The sequence below is a fragment of the Pseudonocardia sp. genome (assembly GCF_035305885.1).
Taxonomy (GTDB): Bacteria; Actinomycetota; Actinomycetes; order Mycobacteriales; family Pseudonocardiaceae; genus Pseudonocardia.
Genome location: NZ_DATGOP010000152.1, coordinates 53,935 through 71,451 on the forward strand (window position 1 = coordinate 53,935; position 17,517 = coordinate 71,451).

Genomic DNA, 17,517 nt, shown 5'->3' on the forward strand with positions numbered 1-17,517 from the left:
CCGAGGGAGAACCCGTGCCGTCCGTCGTGCGGATCACCGCCGAGTACGCCACCGACCGGACCACCGTCGCCACGCCGCGCCCCCGGCTGACGTGGGTGACCGAGTCGGACACCCCCGGCTGGCTCCAGGCCGGCGCCGAGGTCGAGCTGGACGGTGACCGCACCGCCCGGCTGCCCGGCCGCGACTCGGTGCTCGTGGACTGGCCGTTCGAGCCGCTGGAGGCCGGCAGCCGCCACACCGTGCGGGTGCGCGTCACCGGCGAGGACGGCCTCACCTCCGACTGGAGCGAACCGCACGAGATCGTCGCCGGGTTCCTGCCCGAGGGCGGCTGGCGCGCGCAGCTGGTCGGCCTCGCCGACCCCGCGTTCGAGGGGCAGCCCGCGCTCGTCCGCGGTGGGTTCACCGTGGACGGCCCGGTGCGCCGCGCCACCCTCTACGCCACCGCGCACGGCGTCTACCAGGTCGAGATCAACGGCCGTGAGGTCGACGACGAGGTGCTCAAGCCCGGCTGGACCCCGTACGAGCAGCGGCTGCTGCACGAGACCACCGACGTCACCGCGCTGCTGGCCGACGGCGAGAACGCCGTTGGCGTGTGGCTCACCGGCGGCTGGTACTGCGAGCGGTTCGGCTTCCGGGAGGCGGAGCTGCACTACGGGCCGCAGCCCGCGGTCGCCGTCCAGCTGGTGATCGAGTACGCCGACGGGCGCACCGCCACCGTGGCGAGCGGTCCGGGCTGGCGCGCCACCGGGGACGGGCCCGTCGTCGCGGGCGGGATCTACGCCGGGGAGCGCTACGACGCGCGGCGCGCGCTGCCCGGGTGGTCCGAGCCCGGCTTCGACGACTCCGGCTGGGCGCCGGTGCGGGTGGACGAGACCGACGTCGTGCCCGAGCCCCGCACCGCCCCCGGCGCGCGGCGGATCGAGGAGGTGCCGGTCCGCGAGGTGATCACCACCCCGAGCGGCGCGACCGTCTGCGACTTCGGGCAGAACGTCGTCGGCTGGCTGCGGATCACGGTGAGCGGCGAGCGCGGCCAGGAGATCGTGCTGCGCCACGCCGAGGTCCTCGAGCACGGGGAGTTGTGCACCCGCCCGCTGCGCCGGGCCGAGGCCACCGACCGCATCGTCCTCGCCGGCGGCGGCCCCGAGACCTGGGAGCCGCGCTCGACGTTCCACGGGTTCCGCTACGTGCAGGTCGACGGCTGGCCGGGTGAGCTGGACCCGTCCGCCGTCGTCGCGGTCGTGGTCCACTCCGACATGCGGCGCACCGGCTGGTTCGACTGCTCCTCGGAGCTGGTCAACCGGCTGCACGAGAACGTGGTGTGGGGGATGCGGGGCAACTTCCTGCACGTGCCCACCGACTGCCCGCAGCGCGACGAGCGGCTCGGCTGGACCGGCGACATCCAGGTCTTCTCGCCCACCGCCTGCTACCTGTTCGACAGCGACGGCTTCCTCGCCTCCTGGCTCACCGACCTCGCGCTCGAACAGCGCGTCCAAGACGGCGTGGTGCCGTTCATCGTCCCGAACGTCCTCGAGCGCGCCGCGACCCCGGCCGCGGCGTGGGGCGACGCCGCCACCGTGGTCCCGCACGTGCTGCACGAGCGCTTCGGCGACCTCGGCGTGCTCGCCGCGCAGTACGACAGCATGCGCGACTGGGTGGAGGTGCTGCTGCGCCGCGCCGGCCCGAGGCTGCTGTGGGAGGGCGGGTTCCAGTTCGGCGACTGGCTCGACCCCGCCGCCCCGCCGGAGCGGCCCGGCGACGCCACCACCGACCGGGACCTCGTCGCGAGCGCGCACCTGTTCCGCTCCACCGACCTGCTCGCCCGCGCCGCCGCGCTGCTCGGCCGCGACGACGACGCCGCCCACTACCGGAAGGTGGCCGAGGAGGTGCGGGCGGCGTTCCTGCGCGAGTACGTCACCCCGGCGGGCCGGATGATGTCCGACACCCAGACCGCGTACGCGATGGCGCTGGTCTACGGGATCGTCACCGAGCCGGAGGACCGGCGGGTGATGGGACAGCGGCTCGCCGAGCTGGTCCGCGTCGCCGGGTACCGGGTGGCCACCGGGTTCGTCGGCACCCCGATCGTGCAGGACGCGCTCACCGACACCGGGCACCTCGACGCCGCCGCCCGGCTGCTGCTGCAGACCGAGTGCCCGTCCTGGCTCTACCCGGTGACGATGGGCGCCACCACGGTCTGGGAGCGCTGGGACAGCATGCTGCCCGACGGCACGGTCAACCCGGGCCAGATGACCTCGTTCAACCACTACGCGTTCGGCGCGATCGCCGACTGGCTGCACCGGGTCGTCGCCGGCCTCGCCCCGGCCGCCCCCGGCTACCGCGAGCTCGCGATCGCCCCGCACCCGCTGCCCGGCCTCGACCGGGCGCGCACCGCGCACGAGACGCCCTACGGGCGCGCGGAGGTGGGCTGGGAGCGGCGCGGCGACACGATCGTCGTCGACGCGGTGGTGCCGGCCAACACGACCGCGACGGTGCACCTGCCCGGCGCCGAGGAGTCGCTGTCGGTCGGCTCCGGCACCCACCGGTGGGAGGTGGCCGCGCCGTCGACCGACGGCGCGCCGGGGCCGGTCTCGCTCGACACGCCCCTGTCGGAGGTCGTCGACGACGTGGAGGCCTACACCGCGGTCATCGGCGCGATCCGCGCCCGCGATGCGGCGAAGGTGCGGTCGTTCCTCGACGAGACCCGGTGGCTGCCGGGCATGTCGCTCGGCCACGGCCTGGACCGGATGACCGCGGAGATCCGCGAGGACGTGCGCGCGGCGCTGGAGGAGATCAGCCGGCGGCGGGCCGGGTAGCGCCCGCCCGCGCGCCCGCCGCGACGCCGCCCGCCACCGCGAGCACGCCGATGGCGGCGAGCACGACCAGCAGCGGCGCGGTCCAGCCGCCGGTGGCGGCGTGGACGGCCCCCAGCACGGGCGGGGCGGTGGCGGCCACCGTGTAGCCGCCGCCCTGCACGAGCGCGGAGAACTGCCTGCTCTCGGCCGCGTCCCTGGCGACCCGCACGACCAGCGAGAAGATCACGACCAGGCCGCCCCCCTGGGCGAACCCGCCGACGATGCACCACGCCGTCCAGGCCGCGGGCGCGAGCAGCAGCCCGAGCGGGATGGCCGTCCAGGCGGCGCAGACGACGAAGACGGTGGCGCGGGCGCTGGTGCAGCGCAGGAGCACCGGCACCCCGAACGCGCCGCCGAGCGCGGCGATCTGGAACACCGACGCCGCCGCGCCCGCGGTGACCGCCGGCATCCCGAGCTCGTCGGCGAACAGCTCCGGCAGCCACGCGGTCACGCCGTAGTAGGAGAAGGCCTGCCCGGCGAACGCGATCGTGAGGACCCACGCCACCGGCCGCCGCCACCAGGCCACCCGGGTGCCCGCTTCCGCGGCCGGGGCGGGCTCGGGCCGGGGGCCGGGGCGGCGCCGGGTGGCCCACCACCAGACCACGGCGGACACGACGACCAGCGCGCCCCAGCTCGCGAGCGCGACGCGCCACCCGGTGGCGCCCGCGATCGGCGCCGTCAGCGACAGCGTGAGCATCGACCCGACGTTCAGCGCCGCCGTGTAGGCGCCGAGAACCGCACCCGAGTGCCGGGCGAGATCGCGCCCGATCACCACCGGGACGGCGACGTTGCCCGCGGTGATCGCGAACCCGAGCAGCAGCGTGCCGGCGATCGCCGCGGGCAGCCCGTCGAGCGAGCGCACGACGATGCCGGCGAGCAGCACGCCGAGCGAGATGAGCACGCCCCGGAAGAGCCCCGCCCGCGCCAGCAGCGCCGAGGCCAGCGGCGTGGCGAGCCCGAAGCACAGCACCGGGAGGCTGGTCAGCAGGCCGGCCGTGGCCGCGTCGATGCCCAGGTCGGCGCGGATCGGGTCGACCACGGCCGAGACGGCCACGAGCGGCCCGCGCAGGTTCAGCGCGAGCAGCAGGATCGCGGTGACGAGCAGCGCCGCCGACGCCGTCCGGGGGCCGGTGGTGGGCTGGGGCGTCGGGCGGGCAGCGGTCACGTGGGTCCATGCTCCCGCCCCGCGACCGCCGCGTCACGCGGAGGTGAGTGGACAGACAGCCGGACCACGCGATCGGGTGGCGCTCCGCGTCGGGGACGGCGGCGCCAGGAAGGTTTCGATCACGTATAGGTGCGCCGCTCCGGGTGGCGCTACCGGACGTGGTCGTGCGTATTCTCGGCGTCACTCGATCTTGTGGTGTCCCGCTCACGGACCGTCCACGGTGCCCAGGGGGTGGCAGTTGCCCGGCGATCCTGCGTCAGCGCTGATCGAGCTCGCCACCGACCTCGCCAACCGGGACCGCCCCGGAAGGGACCCCGACGACCTGCCCATCGTGGTGCTCTGGGGGGCGCGTGGTTCGGCGTCGTCGGAGCTGCTCACGCACCTGCACCGGGCCGCCGACTGGCGGGCGCCGCGCGCCCACCTCGACGGCGAGCTCCTGCCCGACCTGCGCCCGCACGAGGTGGCCAACCGCCTGGCGTTCCAGCTGGGGCAGCACGTCGCGCTGTTCGGCCGGGCCCGCTTCCCGCGCTTCTTCCTCGGCGTGCTGGCCGTGCGCAACCCGCTCGACCCCGAGTCGGCGCCCGACGCCACGGCGGCCCGGCGGGAGCTGCTGCGGCGGTACCTGCGCAACCGGCGGGAGGGACGGGAGTGGCTGCGCCGCTCCGCCAGCGCCATCGCGTCCCTGGCCGGGCTCACCGCCGAGCGCGCCGACGCGGTCGGGATGCTCGTCGACGGCGTGATGGAGGCCGGGCGGACCCTCGCCCTGCTGCGCGGCGCGGGCCTGCGGTGGTACGAGCAAGGGCTCGGCCACCCCGTGTCCGACGGCGCGGACGCGCTGGTCGAGCTGTCGGTCCGGGAGTTCCAGGGCGCGCACGAGTTCGTCGACGAGGTGCTCTGCCGCGCGTTCGTCGCCGACCTGCGCAGCGAGTTCGCCGGCGGCGCCGGCCCGGTGTACGAGCGCCACCGCAGCGCGCTGGTCCTCTTCGACAACGTGGCGACCGGACCGGCGGCCCGCTTCATCCGCATGCTCGCCGACCAGCGGGACGGCTCGGGGCCGCTGCTGGTCGTCGCCGCGTCGCACCGGCGCTTCCCGGACGAGGCCGCGAAGCACCCGGCGCTGTGGCAGCCGGACGACCTGACCGGCGCGTCGTGGGAACGGTGGTCGCGGCAGCGCCCGGCGCGCGAGGGCAGCCGCTTCTACCCGGTCTGGGTCGACCCGGTCGACGACGTGGAGGCCACCGCCGGCCCGCGGGAGCCCCAGGTGCGGGCGTATGCCGACCGGCACGGGCTGCTGCCCGCCGAGTACCCGGTGGTCGCGTTCGCCCGCCGGCTGACCGCGGCCCACCCGGCCGGCATGGACCTGGTCCTGCGTGCCGTCGAAAGCGCCCGCGAGGCGGCGGACGGCACGGTGGACCTGCGCCGCCTGTTCTCCTGGCCCGACGCCACCGGCACGCCGCTCGACGAGGCGGTGCTCGACCTCGTGCTCGGGCCCTGGACCGAGGACCTGCGCCGCCCGCTGGCGCTCATGGGGGTCGCCGTCGACCTGTCCGACGCGGGCATCGCCCCGATCCTCGCCGCCGAGAACCAGCGCATCGGCCGGTTGATCACCGAGTTCCGGGAGCGCGATCTGTGGGTCACCCACCGGGTCGCCGACGGCCGGGCCGATCCGCCCCGGCTGCACCCGTTCGCGCGGCGCGCCATCGCCCACCGGCTCGCGCGGCGGGGCGGCGTCGCCGGGCTGGACTGGACGAGCGCGCACACGCTGCTGCGCGACGCGGCCGCCGAACGCGGCAACGAGGTGACGCGGCTCTACCACGAGCTCGCCCTCGGCCGGATCGACGCGGTCGCCGCCGCGCTGTCGGAGGTGTTCGACCCGGAGGACCCGCGGGAGTTCTACGACGTGCTCCTGCGGGTCACCGCCGCGCCGTTGGCGCGGCCCGACCGGGCGGTAGACGCGACGTCCCACCACACCGAGCTGGCCTCCTCCGTCCCGGAGCGGGACGGGGCGGTGAGCTCGGCGCTGGTGGCGGCGCTGCAGCTGCACAGCGACCCGCTCGGTGACCCGGCGCACGACATGTGCGGGGTGGTCACCGCCGAGCTGGGCGACCTGTCGCGCAGCGCCCGCACCGGGCGGGCGTACCTGCTGGAGAAGAGCGGGGACTTCGCGGCCTGCTGGGACCGGTGGCACCGACGGTGAGGGGGAGAGGATGACCGGGGTTCACCCACAGCGCCGGACGCGCCCGCTGCACGGGCTGTTCGGGTGGTGGCGGGCGCTGCGGCCCCTGCTGCGGGGCGTCCTGGCGCTCGTCCTGGTGGTGGCGCTGGTCGCGCTCGGGGTGTGGGGCTACCGGGAGTGGCGCTACTGCGCCGCGGACATCGCCCGTGCCGACGGCAGCTGCGTCGGCATCACCGACGGCTCGCACGGTCCCGTGTTCGGTCCCGGGACCGCCGAGGCGTTGGCCCTCATCGGCGAGGAGAACGCCCGCATCGCCGCCGACCCGCAGGGCAGGGACGTCGTCACGGTCGCCTACCTGGTGCCCATCCCGCCGCCCGGCGTGGAGGACGACTACGCCGTCCGGCTGGGCGCCGACGTCATGGGGGCGGCCGTGGCCCAACGCCAGGCGAACCGCACGACCACGCTCGGCGACCGCCCGCTGATCCGCCTGCTGATCGCCAACGTCGGCGACTCGTCGGACCCGGCCCCCGAGCCGGTCCGCAGGCTGATCGCGATGGCGACCGACGACTTCACCGAGGAGAGGCTGATGGCCGTCGCGGTCAGCGGGAAGTCCCTCGACCCGCTGATCGGTGTGATCGACCAGCTGGTCGAGGCGAAGGTGCCGGTGCTGGTCTCGCACCTGACCGCCGAGCAGGTCACCTCCGCCCCGACCGCGGCGGACACCTCGCTGGCCCGGGTCGCGCCCACCACGTCCGACGAGGCCGCCGCGTTGGCCGCGTTCCTCAAACCGTCCACCTCCAGCGCGCTGATCGTGCAGAACAGCGACCGGGAGGACCGCTACGCCGCGAGCCTCGGCGACGGGTTCCGCGCCAGCTACCCCGACGAGGGGCACCGGATCGTGGCACCCGACGAGACCTACATCGGCGGCGCCAGTGCGGCCAACACCATGGACGACATCCTGGTCCACGTCTGCCAGAGCCGCCCGGACGTCGTGGTGTTCGCCGGCCGCGCCGCGGAGCTGGCGCCGTTCGTCGCCGCGCTGCCGCGGCGGACCTGCCTCGACCACCCGGTCCGGGTGGTCACCGGCGACGACGGAGCCAGCCTCGCCGAGGCGGTGGCCCGCGACGAGCCCGGGCTGCGCGAGGGGCTGCGGGCCAACGCGTCGGTGGTCTACACCGCGCTCGCGCACCCCGCGGCCTGGCAGGCCGCCCCCGACGCCTTCGCGCCCGGCACCGCCCAGTACCTGACCGACGGCTGCGAGGAGTGCTTCCCGGTCCTGTTCCCCGGCCAGAGCCTCGACGACGGCTACGCGATCATGGCCTACGACGCGGTGTTGACCGCGGTCACCGCGATCCGGCAGCCCGACGGCTCGGTCGCCACGCCGGAGGCGGTGGTCCAGGAGTTCAAGCGGCTGCACGGGCCGCAGGCGGTGGCGGGGGCGAGCGGCTGGATCTCGCTCGAGGCGGCGGGCAGCACCGTCGCCAAGGCCGTGCCGATCATGGAGATCCTGCCCGACGGCTCCACCCGGTTCCTGCAGCTCGGCTCGCCGACGGGCGCGCCGTGCCGCCCGGGGACGGCGCCCTGCTGATCCGGGTCAGGCGAGCAACGGGCTCAGCCGGTCGGCGTGCTCGCGCAGCAGTGCGACGAGCTCGTCGTTCGGCTCCGCGACCCGCTGCGGCGGCCCGGCGAGCGCGAGCCCGGCGACGAGTTCGCCGGTGCCCGGCGCGCGGACGGGCACGGCGAGGCAGCCCCGGTCCGGGCGCAGCTCGCCGCACTGGCGGGCGATCCCGGTGGCGGCGAACGTCGACAGCTGCCGGTCGAGCGCGCTCGCGTCGACGACCGTGTGCTCGGTGAACCGGCGCAGGTCGCGGGCCACCGCGCGCCAGTCCGGCTGGGCCGCGAGCAGCAGTTTCCCCAGCGCCGAGGCGTGCGGGTAGCGGGCGATGAGCGTGGGCTCGGCGGGCGGGTGGTCGGGGTCGGTGTCGACCAGCGTGACCTGCCCGGCGGTGAACGACGCGAGGTGCACGCCCCAGCGGACGAGCCCGCGCAGGTGGTCGACGACCGCCCGTGCCGCCGTGGGCGGGGTGGTGACGACCGGCAGCGACAGGCGCGCGGCGCGCCTGCCGAGGGCGAAGCCGCGCAGGTCGGGCAGCCGGACCAGGTACTCCTCGGCCACGAGCAGGTTGAGCAGCCGGTAGGTGGTGGCCTGCGGGAGCTTGAGCGCGGCCGAGATCTCCTTCGCGGTGACCCCGGGGCCCGCGGCGACCACCTCCTCCAGCACGGCCAGCGCGCTGCGCACCGCGCGGGGCTGGCGGCCGGACAGCGGGAGCGGGTCGAGGCCGCTCACGAGGCCCGCCCGACCGGTCCGCTCACCACGTGCACATCGGCCGCCGACGGCTCGTCGTAGACGCCGATGCCGGCGAGCTCGTCCGGCCGCGCGATGCGCAGCGCCGCGTACCAGGCGAGCGCGGCGAGCACCAGCGCGGCCAGGACCACCGGGACCGGCCCGCCCGCCGCCGAGACCACGAACGCGCCGCAGACCACCGCGAGCACCGGCACCGCCACCGCCGCCACCACGACCGGACCGGGCGTGAGCTCGCCGATGCGGCGCAGGAACAGCGGCGCGGCCAGCGCCACGAGCAGGTAGGCGACCAGGTAGCCGGCGGTCGCGACGCTGAGCAGCCCGCGCAGGACGGTGAGCCCGGGCAGCCCCGCCGCGAACAGCGCGGCCGGCACGGCGGCGCCGACGGGGACGGCCACGGCGATCGCGACGTGCGGGGTGCGGTAGCGGGGGTGGGTCGCGCCGATGCGCCGCGGCACGATCCGGTCGCGCGCCATCGAGAACAGCACGCGGACCAGCGCGTTCGCCGTGGCCAGGGTGCAGGCGACGAACGAGGTGGTGATGCCGAGGTCGAGCAGGACGGCGAGCCACGGCGTGCCGTGCGCCGCCGCGAGCGTGACGACCGGCTCGGGCTGGCCGCCCAGCGCGCCCGCGAACCCGACCACCTGCGTGTGCGCGGCGAGCAGCGACAGCAGCCCGACGAGCCCGGCCGTGCCCAGCACCGCCCGCGGCACGGACGCGAACGGCCTGCGCGCCTCGACCCCGAGCGTGGTGGCCGCCTCGAAGCCGATGAACGCCCCCAGCGCGGGCAGCACCCCGGCCGCGACCCCGACGAGGCTCCAGCTCGGCGTCTCGGCAGGCGCCGGGGGCGGGGTCGACGGCCCGGCCAACAGCACCCCGAAGATCACGAGCATCACCGTGATCGAGACGGCCTCGATCGCGAGCACGATGCGCGCCGACACCCGCACGCCGCGCAGCACGAGGCCACCGGTGAGCGCGGCGAGCACGAGCACCGCGGCGGTCCCCACCGCGGGCGGCGCGGCGAGCCCCACCCGGGTGAGGAACGCGCCCGTGTAGAGCGCCGCCCCGGCGAGCGCCGCCATGAGCAGCACCGCGTAGCCGGCCACGAGCGCCGCCCCGCACGCGAACGCGGCGCCCGGCCCGAGGCCCTTCGCGGTGAGGCTGTACAGCGACCCCGCCGCCGCCATCCGCCGGGTGAACGTCGCGATGCAGGCGCCGACCGCGAGCGCGACCGCGGTGGCGAGCGCGAACGACCAGACCGTCGCCGTGCCCGCCGTGGTCGCGACGATCGCGGGCACCGTGGCCATCCCGGCGGCAGGCGCCGCCGTGGACACCGACTGCGCGAGCACCTCGACCGGGCGGAGGTTGCGCCGGTCGAGACCGTGCACCGGGGAGCGGTGCCGCAGCCGCGCCAGAGCCCCGTTCCGCATGTCCACCTCCGACGGTCGGGACGCTAACCCGTCGATCGCGGCCGCGACAGGCGGGAACGGGTCGAATGAGAATCGCCGGGCGCTGATTCTCGCCGGGTGAGAGCCGTCACAGCGGCCTTTCGCGGCTGCGGAGACGCACCTTTGACCGCGGCGGCACGCGGCGGTGACGGTGCCTGACCAGGCTCTCGCCGACGACGCAGGGAGGATCCGCATGACGACCGTCGAGGACCGGCGCGACGCGACGACCGCAACCCCCGCCCACCCGCTCGCCATGACCCGCACCGCGGAGGTCGACCGGGTCCGGGAGGCGCTCGCCGCCGCGGGCCTGCTCACCGAGACCGTGCGCTTCGCGTTCTTCGCGCCCGAGGAGCCGCCGAAGGAGCAGGTGCTCGCCCACCGCGAGGGCGACCCCGTCGACCGGCGCTTCCGGGTGGTGCTGCTCGATCTCGCGACCGGCCGGTCGTGGGACACCGTCGTGTCGGCGACCAGCGGGCAGGTGGTCTCCTCCCGGGAGATCGACCCGCCGCGGGAGGGCCAGCCGCCGATCATCGACGCCGAGTTCGAGCTGATCGAGGACATCCTGAACGCCGACGAGGGCTGGGTCGCGGCGCTGCGCAAGCGCGGCATCGACCCGGCGACGGTGCGGGCCGTGCCGCTGTCGGCCGGCGTGTACGACTACCCGGACGAGGTCGGGCGGCGCATCGTGCGCTCGTTCGGCTTCCGCCAGGACCACGAGCGCGACCACCCGTGGGCGCACCCGATCGACGGGCTCGTCGCCTACGTCGACCTCACCGACCGGCGCGTCACCCGGATCGTCGACGTCGCCGCGCCGCCCGTCCCGGCCACCTCCGGCAACTTCGACGACCCCGAGGTGCAGGGCCCGCCGCTGGAGTCGCTGAAGCCGATCGAGATCACCCAGCCGGAGGGCCGCAGCTTCACCGTCGACGACGGCCGGGTGCGCTGGGGCAAGTGGGACCTGCGCATCGGGTTCAACGAGCGCGAGGGGCTCACGCTGCACCAGATCAGCTTCGACGGCCGCCCGGTCTGCTACCGGGCCTCGGTCGCGGAGATGGTGGTGCCCTACGCCGACCCGGCGCCCACCCGGTTCTGGCAGAACTACTTCGACTGCGGCGAGTACATGTTCGCCCGCTACGCCGACTCGCTGCAGCTGGGCTGCGACTGCCTCGGCGACATCCACTACGTCGACGCCGTGATCGCCGACGACCTCGGCCGGCCCAAGACGATCACCAACGCGATCTGCATGCACGAGGAGGACTACGGGGTGCTGTGGAAGCACTCCGACCTGTTCACGCAGTCGCGGGAGGTGCGCCGCCAGCGCCGGCTGGTGATCTCGTTCTTCACCCCGATCGGCAACTACGACTACGGCTTCTACTGGTACCTCTACCTCGACGGCACGATCCAGCTCGAGGTCAAGGCCACCGGCGTCGTGTTCACCGCCGCCTACCCGGAGGGCGGCAACGACTACGCCACCGAGGTCGCGCCCGGGCTCGGCGCGCCCTACCACCAGCACCTGTTCTCCGCCCGGCTGGACATGACCGTCGACGGCGTGCGCAACGCCGTGGAGGAGGTCGAGGCCGGACCGGTGCCGATGGGGGAGGGCAACCCGTACGGCAACGCCTTCCGGCAGCGGCGCACCCGGCTGACCCGCGAGTCGCAGGCGCAGCGCCGCGCGGACGGGTCGGTGGTGCGCAGCTGGCACATCATCAACCCGGAGAAGCGCAACGCGCTGGGCCGGCCCGTCGGCTACGCGCTCCTGCCGGAGGGCAAGGCCACCCTGCTCGCCGACCCGGCCTCCTCGATCCACGCCCGGGCGACGTTCGCCACCAACCACCTGTGGGTCACCCGCTACGACCCGGCGCAGCGCTACCCGGCGGGCGACTTCGTCAACCAGAACCCCGGCGGCGCGGGCCTGCCGGCGTGGGTGCAGGCCGACCGCGACATCGACGGCGAGGACGTCGTCGTGTGGCACACGTTCGGCACCACGCACTTCCCGAGGCCCGAGGACTGGCCGGTCATGCCGGTCGACTACACCGGCTTCACGCTCAAGCCGGTCGGGTTCTTCGACCGCAACCCGGCCCTCGACGTCCCGCCGACCCGGTCCGCGCACTGCCACGCCGGGCAGGAGGGCGCGGGCGATGGCCACTGAGATCAACGCTGAGATCAACACCGGGATCAACGCTGAGATCGGTACCGGGACGACCTCGGCCGTCACGCCCACCGCCGGCGGTGGCGGGTTCCACCGCACCCTCGGCCTGCGCGACGTCGTCGCGCAGAGCCTGTCGGTGATCGCGCCTGCGATGTCCGGGGCGTTCCTGACCTACCTGGCCTCGACGAAGGCGGGCGGGGCCACTCCGCTGGCGTACGTGCTCGGGACGCTCGCGATGCTCGCCGTCGGCGGGACCGTCGCGATGTTCGCGCGGTCGCTGTCCTCGGCCGGGTCGATGTACACCTACATCACCCGCGGCGGGGGCAGGGTGCTCGGGTTCCTCGGCGGGTGGTGCTACGCCGCCGCGTTCCTCGTGCTCGGCGGCGCGGTGCTGTGGGGCTTCGGGTTCTTCACCGCGAGCCTCGTCGCGATGCTCACCGGCGCCGACCCGGACTGGTACTGGTTCTCGCTCGGCGGGCTCGCCGTCATCGCGCTGATGAGCCTGTTCGACATCCGGACCTCCACCCGCACGCAGCTGGCGATCCTCGCGGTCACGATGCTCGCGCTGCTCGCGGTGGCCGTGGTGGTCATCGGGATCGGCTCGCCCGCGGTCAGCGTGATCGACGGGGCCACCCCGGTCGACGGTGCGGGCCGCAGCCTCGACCTGGCCGCGTTCTGGCCGTCCGCGGCGGGGGTGTCGTGGACGGGCGTGCTGTTCGGGCTGTCGTTCGCGATGTTGTCGTTCACCGGGGCCGAGGCGAGCGCGGTGCTGTCGGAGGAGACCCGCGACCCGCGGAGGACCGTCCCGCGCGCGATCATCGGCTCGATCGTCGCCGCCGGGCTGTTCTACCTGGTGATCACCTACGCGACGGCGATCGGGTTCGGCGTGCGGCAGGCGGCCACCGACTGGCCGACGTCGGTGGCGGGGCTCGCCGCCGTGGCCCCGAACGAGGTGGTCGGCGCGGTCGTGCTGGGCTGCGCGGCGCTCGCGAGCCTGTTCTGCGCGCTCGGGGTGCACATCGCGGTCTCGCGGGTGCTCTTCGCGATGGGCCGCGAGCGGGTGCTGCCCCGCTGGCTGGGTGTGCTGCACCCGCGGTGGGGCACGCCGTGGCGGGCGATCGCGCTCGACCTCGCGGTCTGGGTGCTGCTCGCCGCGCTCAGCATCGCGTTCACCAGCCGGGAGGGGCAGGTCGCGCTCGCCGGCGGGGTGGACAGCGGGCTGACCGGCGGGATCTTCCTGTTCACGTTCCTCGCCGGCGTCGGCACCCCGCTCGTCATGGGCGTGTACCTGATGCTCGGCGTCGCCGGCGTGGCGCAGGGCAGGCGGACCGGCCGCGCCGGGTTCGCGGTGACGGGCGTGCTCGCCGCGCTCGTCGGGGCGCTGGCGGTGGTCGGCGGGCTGTACTACTCGTTCGTGCCCGCCGCCCCCGGCGTACCGATCCCGCCGCAGACCGCGATGGTGCCGTGGGTCTGTCTCGCCGTCGCCGCGGCGGGGCTGGCCGTGGCCGCGTGGACCCGGCGGTACCGGCGTGACGTCTGGGCCGACATGGGCCGGATCTTCGACGAGGTCTGACCCGGGTGATCACCGGAGGTGGTCGGTCGGCCACCTCCGGTGATCACCGCGACGGGTGCGGGGCCGATCACCGCGCGCACGGACGGTGATCGGCCAACCCGTTGCCAAACCGTCGCTCGAGGCCATCCCCCCGGACGTGTGATCGCGCTACCCTCCCGGTTCGATGCGGTTCCGGGGGGCAGGGGCGTGATCGCGCGATGACGGCTGGGAGCGGCGCGGCGCCCTCCGGGGGGCTGGAGGCGGAGCTGGCGCGGCGCAGCGCCGCCGAGCCGCGGATCGCGACGTCGCTGGTCGAGCTGGAGCGCCACCCGGGGCACGCGCTGCTGTCGGCGGGCCGGCTCACCGGCCGCACCGCGCGGGAGTGGGCGGCCGCGAGCGCGGTCCTCGCGGGCCTGTGGCAGGACTTCGACACCTACCGGCGCACGCTCGCCGCCGCCCGCACCGCTCTCGACGGCGGCGACGAGGCCGAGCTGCGCCGCCTGCTGCGGGAGGCGTCCATCGAGGTCGGGCGTGCGGTCGTCGACCGCACGCTCACCGGCGTGGTCGAACGCGTCGACACGATCACCCTCGCCGAGCTGGCCGCCCGGATGGAGGCGGCGTTCGACCGCGTGCACGACCTGCTCGTCGAGGCCGACGACCGGCACGGGCGGTTCCTCGCCGCGATCGGGCCGGTCGCCGAGCGGCTGCGGGCGGCCCGCCGGCTCGCCGCCGAGCCGGCCGACCCGCGGGTGGCCGAGCTGACCGCCGAGGTCGAGGCGCTCACCGCGCGCGGCACCGGCGATCCGCTGTCGCTGGCCGACGCGCCCGCCGACGCCGCGATCGCCGCGCTCGCGGGCCGGGTCGACGCCCTCACCGCCGGCCTGGAGCGCACCGCCGCCGCCCGGGACTCCCGGGACGAGCGCCTGGCCCGGGTGGGGGAGGCGCTCGCGGAGCTGGAGCGGGCCCGCGCCGAGGCCGAGCGGGTGCGACTGCGCGCCGAGGACCTCGTGGTCACCGCCCCGCTCCCGCCCGCGCCCGACCGGGCCGCTGCGCTGCGGGGCGTGCTGGCCGCCCTCACCGACGGCCGCCTGCCCACCCGCCGGACCTGGACCGCCCGGGCCCGCGCGCTCGCCGACCTGGAGGCCCAGGTCGACGCCGCGGCCGCCGAGGTGCGCACCGCCCACCAGCTCGCCGACGGCCTGATCGAGCGGCGCACCGAGCTGCGCGGCCGCTTCGAGGCCTACCGGGCCAAGGCGAACCCGCTCGGAGTGTCCGAACGCCCCGACCTGCTCGCCCTCGACGGGGACGTGCGCCGCCTGCTGTGGACCGACCTCGCGGCCGCCACCCGCGCCCTCGCCTCCTACCAGCGGCTCCTCGCCGCGGGCGACGACACCGCGGGGAGGACCGCGTGACCGCACCCCGGGCGTGCGGCCGCCCGGGCTGCGACGGGACCATCGACGGCGGGTGGTGCGACACCTGCGGCCTCGCCCCGGCGGCGCCGGACGCCACCCCGCAGCCTCGGGCCACGGGCGCCGACGGCCGGCCCTGCGGCCGCCCGGGCTGCGACGGCACGATCGACGGCGGGTGGTGCGACACCTGCGGGCTCGCGCCCGCCGCCGACGCCGCGAGCGGACCCGCCACCGCGGCGGCGACGCCACCCGGCGGTTCGTCCACCAGCACCGGGGGCAGCCGGCCGACGCGGCGCGGCTCGGGGCGCACCAGCACGGGCACGTCCCGCAGGCGGCTCGGCGCGGGGCTGGTCGAGGTGCCGGAGGTGCCGCGGGTCGACCCGGCGAGCGCCATCCTCAGCGACCCGCAGGTGCCGGAGGACAAGCGGTTCTGCAGCACCTGCCACAAGCCCGTCGGCCGGTCCGAGAACGGCAGGCCGGGCCGCACCGAGGGCTTCTGCCCGCACGACGGCACCCGGTTCTCGTTCACGCCGAAGCTGAAGCCCGGCACGGTCGTCGCGGGCCAGTACGTGGTGCGCGGCTGCCTCGCCCACGGCGGCCTCGGCTGGATCTACCTCGCCACCGACCTCAACGTCGACAACCGCTGGGTGGTGCTCAAGGGCCTGCTCGACTCCGGCGATGCGCACGCGGTGGCCGCCGCGGTCGCCGAGCGGCGCTTCCTCGCCCAGGTCGACCACCCGAACATCGTCACGATCTACAACTTCGTGCAGCACCCCGACGAGGAGGGCACCCCCGTCGGCTACATCGTCATGGAGTACGTCGGCGGCTCCTCGCTCAAGCAGCTGATGGAGCAGCGCCGGCGCCCCGACCGCACGCTCGACCCGATGCCGGTGCCGCGGGCGATCGCCTACGTGCTCGAGATGCTGCCCGCCCTGGGATACCTGCACGAGCGCGGGCTGGCCTACTGCGACCTCAAGCCGGAGAACGTGATCCAGTACGACCGGCGGCTCAAGCTGATCGACCTGGGCGCCGTGATCCGGTTCGACGACCTCACCAGCGACGTCTTCGGCACGATCGGCTACCAGGCGCCGGAGATCGGGGCCGAGGACGTCGAGGACAACGGCCCGTCCGTCGCCTCCGACATCCACACCGTCGGGCGGACCCTCGCCGTGCTCGCGCTCGGGATCCCGCCCGCGCGCCGCGGCGTGCCGACCCCGCTGCCCGACCCGGCGGAGCACCCGGTGCTCGCGCGCCACGAGTCGTTCCTCCGGCTCCTGCTGCGGGCCACCGACCCCGACCCGCTGCGCCGGTTCGAGTCGGCCGACGAGATGGCCGAGCAGCTCGGCGGCGTGCTGCGCGAGGTGATCGCCACCGACCGCGCCGAGGGCGTCGACGACGGGACCGGCACGGACCGGCGCCCGATCCCGCCGCCGGTGTCGGCGGTGTTCGGGCCGCCGCGCGGCACGTTCGCGGCCCGGCTCTCGGCCGGGGACGGCTCCACCCCGCCCGGCCGGCCCGAGCCGCAGCGGGTGGCCGCGGTGCTGCCGGTGCCGCTCGTCGACCGCGACGACCCCGCCGCAGGCGTGCTCGCCGCCGCGGCGCCCGGCAGCCCCGCCGAGGTCCAGCGGGTGCTCGCCGCGACGCCGAGCCCCAGCCGGGCGCTGCACGTCGCCCTGGTGCGCGCCCACCTCGACGCCGCGGACCCGGCCGCGGCCGCGGAGGTCCTCGACCGGCTCGCCGCCGAGGACCCCGACGACTGGCGGCTCGACTGGTTCCGCGGCGTCACCGCCCTCGTCGAGGGGCGCGCCGACGCGGCGTGCGCGGCGTTCGACACCGTGTACGCCACGCTCCCCGGCGAGGCGGCGCCGAAGCTGGCGCTCGCCGCCGCCTCGGAGTGCGCGGCCCAGGACGAGGCCGCGGGCCGCTACTACGCGTTCGTGGTCCGGCCCGACCCGCGGGTGGCCGACGCCGCGTTCGGGCTGGCGCGGGCGCGGGTGCGGGCCGGGGACCACGTGGGCGCCATCGCGGCGCTCGACGCGGTGCCGGACACCTCCGGCGAGCACGTCGCCGCGCAGCTCGGCGCGGTCGAGGTGATCCTGTCGGACCGGTCCGGCGCCGAGCCGGGGGAGGACGAGCTGCGGGCGGCCGCGGCGCGGGTGGAGCGGCTTCGCCTCGACGCGGCCACCGCCCAGCGCGTGCGCACCCGCCTGTTCGAGGAGGCGGTACGGATCGTGGGGAACGGTGCGGTGGGCGCCCCGCTGCTCGGGTGCGCGTGGGACGAGCGGGAGCTGCGGCTGGCGCTCGAGGCGAGCCTGCGCGCGAGCGCCCGGCTCGCGTCCGACCCGGGGCAGCGGATCCTCCTGGTGGACCGGGCGAACGCCGTGCGCCCGCGGACGTGGGTGTAGCC

Annotated in this window: 10 protein-coding genes; 7 read left to right on the plus strand and 3 right to left on the minus strand. The window is 75.9% G+C overall.

What is annotated here, in order from left to right; all coding sequences use genetic code 11:
• The first annotated feature begins 14 nt into the window (after positions 1-14).
• Positions 15-2,810 carry a glycoside hydrolase family 78 protein gene (locus VKZ81_RS33980; RefSeq protein ID WP_324245865.1) on the plus strand — a complete coding sequence of 932 codons (2,796 nt, stop codon included), beginning with the start codon at positions 15-17 and terminating at the stop codon, positions 2,808-2,810.
• On the opposite strand, the gene VKZ81_RS33985 is transcribed toward VKZ81_RS33980, so the two are convergent.
• Entirely contained in the window at positions 2,788-4,014 is a 1,227-nt protein-coding gene (locus tag VKZ81_RS33985; RefSeq protein WP_324245866.1) for an MFS transporter, read from the minus strand. The genes VKZ81_RS33980 and VKZ81_RS33985 overlap by 23 nt on opposite strands.
• Before the next feature lie 238 nt (positions 4,015-4,252).
• Between VKZ81_RS33985 and VKZ81_RS33990 the strand changes: the two genes are divergently transcribed.
• On the plus strand, positions 4,253-6,211 hold the full coding sequence (locus VKZ81_RS33990) for a hypothetical protein (RefSeq protein ID WP_324245867.1): 1,959 nt from the start codon (positions 4,253-4,255) through the stop codon (positions 6,209-6,211).
• Between the two features lie 10 nt (positions 6,212-6,221).
• On the plus strand, positions 6,222-7,778 hold the full coding sequence (locus VKZ81_RS33995) for an ABC transporter substrate-binding protein (RefSeq protein ID WP_324245868.1): 1,557 nt from the start codon (positions 6,222-6,224) through the stop codon (positions 7,776-7,778).
• A 6-nt stretch (positions 7,779-7,784) separates the two neighbouring features.
• Here VKZ81_RS33995 and VKZ81_RS34000 read toward each other — a convergent pair whose 3' ends face one another.
• Positions 7,785-8,537: an IclR family transcriptional regulator gene (locus VKZ81_RS34000; RefSeq protein WP_324245869.1), complete on the minus strand. Its 753-nt coding sequence runs from the start codon at positions 8,535-8,537 to the stop codon at positions 7,785-7,787.
• The gene (locus VKZ81_RS34005; protein ID WP_324245870.1) at positions 8,534-9,982 is read right to left on the minus strand and encodes an APC family permease; all 1,449 of its coding nucleotides are present in this window, start codon (positions 9,980-9,982) and stop codon (positions 8,534-8,536) included. The genes VKZ81_RS34000 and VKZ81_RS34005 overlap by 4 nt, the downstream gene beginning before the upstream one ends.
• A 211-nt stretch (positions 9,983-10,193) precedes the next feature.
• Between VKZ81_RS34005 and VKZ81_RS34010 the strand changes: the two genes are divergently transcribed.
• The 4 genes from VKZ81_RS34010 to VKZ81_RS34025 all read left to right on the plus strand — a co-directional run bounded on the left by VKZ81_RS34010 (position 10,194) and on the right by VKZ81_RS34025 (position 17,515).
• Complete coding sequence (locus VKZ81_RS34010) at positions 10,194-12,149, plus strand: primary-amine oxidase (protein ID WP_324245871.1); 1,956 nt, start codon at positions 10,194-10,196, stop codon at positions 12,147-12,149.
• Positions 12,139-13,722 carry an APC family permease gene (locus VKZ81_RS34015; RefSeq protein ID WP_324245872.1) on the plus strand — a complete coding sequence of 528 codons (1,584 nt, stop codon included), beginning with the start codon at positions 12,139-12,141 and terminating at the stop codon, positions 13,720-13,722. The genes VKZ81_RS34010 and VKZ81_RS34015 overlap by 11 nt, the downstream gene beginning before the upstream one ends.
• Positions 13,723-13,919: 197 nt before the next feature.
• Positions 13,920-15,113: a hypothetical protein gene (locus VKZ81_RS34020; RefSeq protein WP_324245873.1), complete on the plus strand. Its 1,194-nt coding sequence runs from the start codon at positions 13,920-13,922 to the stop codon at positions 15,111-15,113.
• The gene (locus tag VKZ81_RS34025) at positions 15,110-17,515 is read left to right on the plus strand and encodes a serine/threonine-protein kinase (RefSeq protein ID WP_324245874.1); all 2,406 of its coding nucleotides are present in this window, start codon (positions 15,110-15,112) and stop codon (positions 17,513-17,515) included. Before VKZ81_RS34020 ends, VKZ81_RS34025 begins: the two co-directional genes overlap by 4 nt.
• The last annotated feature ends 2 nt before the right edge of the window (positions 17,516-17,517 follow it).

Excerpts from the sequence above, each read along its gene's own strand:
- VKZ81_RS34005 (WP_324245870.1), bottom strand. The coding sequence starts at position 9,982 with ATGCGGAACGGGGCTCTGGCGCGGCTGCGGCACCGCTCCCCGGTGCAC.
- VKZ81_RS34015 (WP_324245872.1), top strand. The coding sequence starts at position 12,139 with ATGGCCACTGAGATCAACGCTGAGATCAACACCGGGATCAACGCTGAG.
- VKZ81_RS34010 (WP_324245871.1), top strand. The coding sequence starts at position 10,194 with ATGACGACCGTCGAGGACCGGCGCGACGCGACGACCGCAACCCCCGCC.
- VKZ81_RS34020 (WP_324245873.1), top strand. The coding sequence starts at position 13,920 with ATGACGGCTGGGAGCGGCGCGGCGCCCTCCGGGGGGCTGGAGGCGGAG.
- VKZ81_RS33995 (WP_324245868.1), top strand. The coding sequence starts at position 6,222 with ATGACCGGGGTTCACCCACAGCGCCGGACGCGCCCGCTGCACGGGCTG.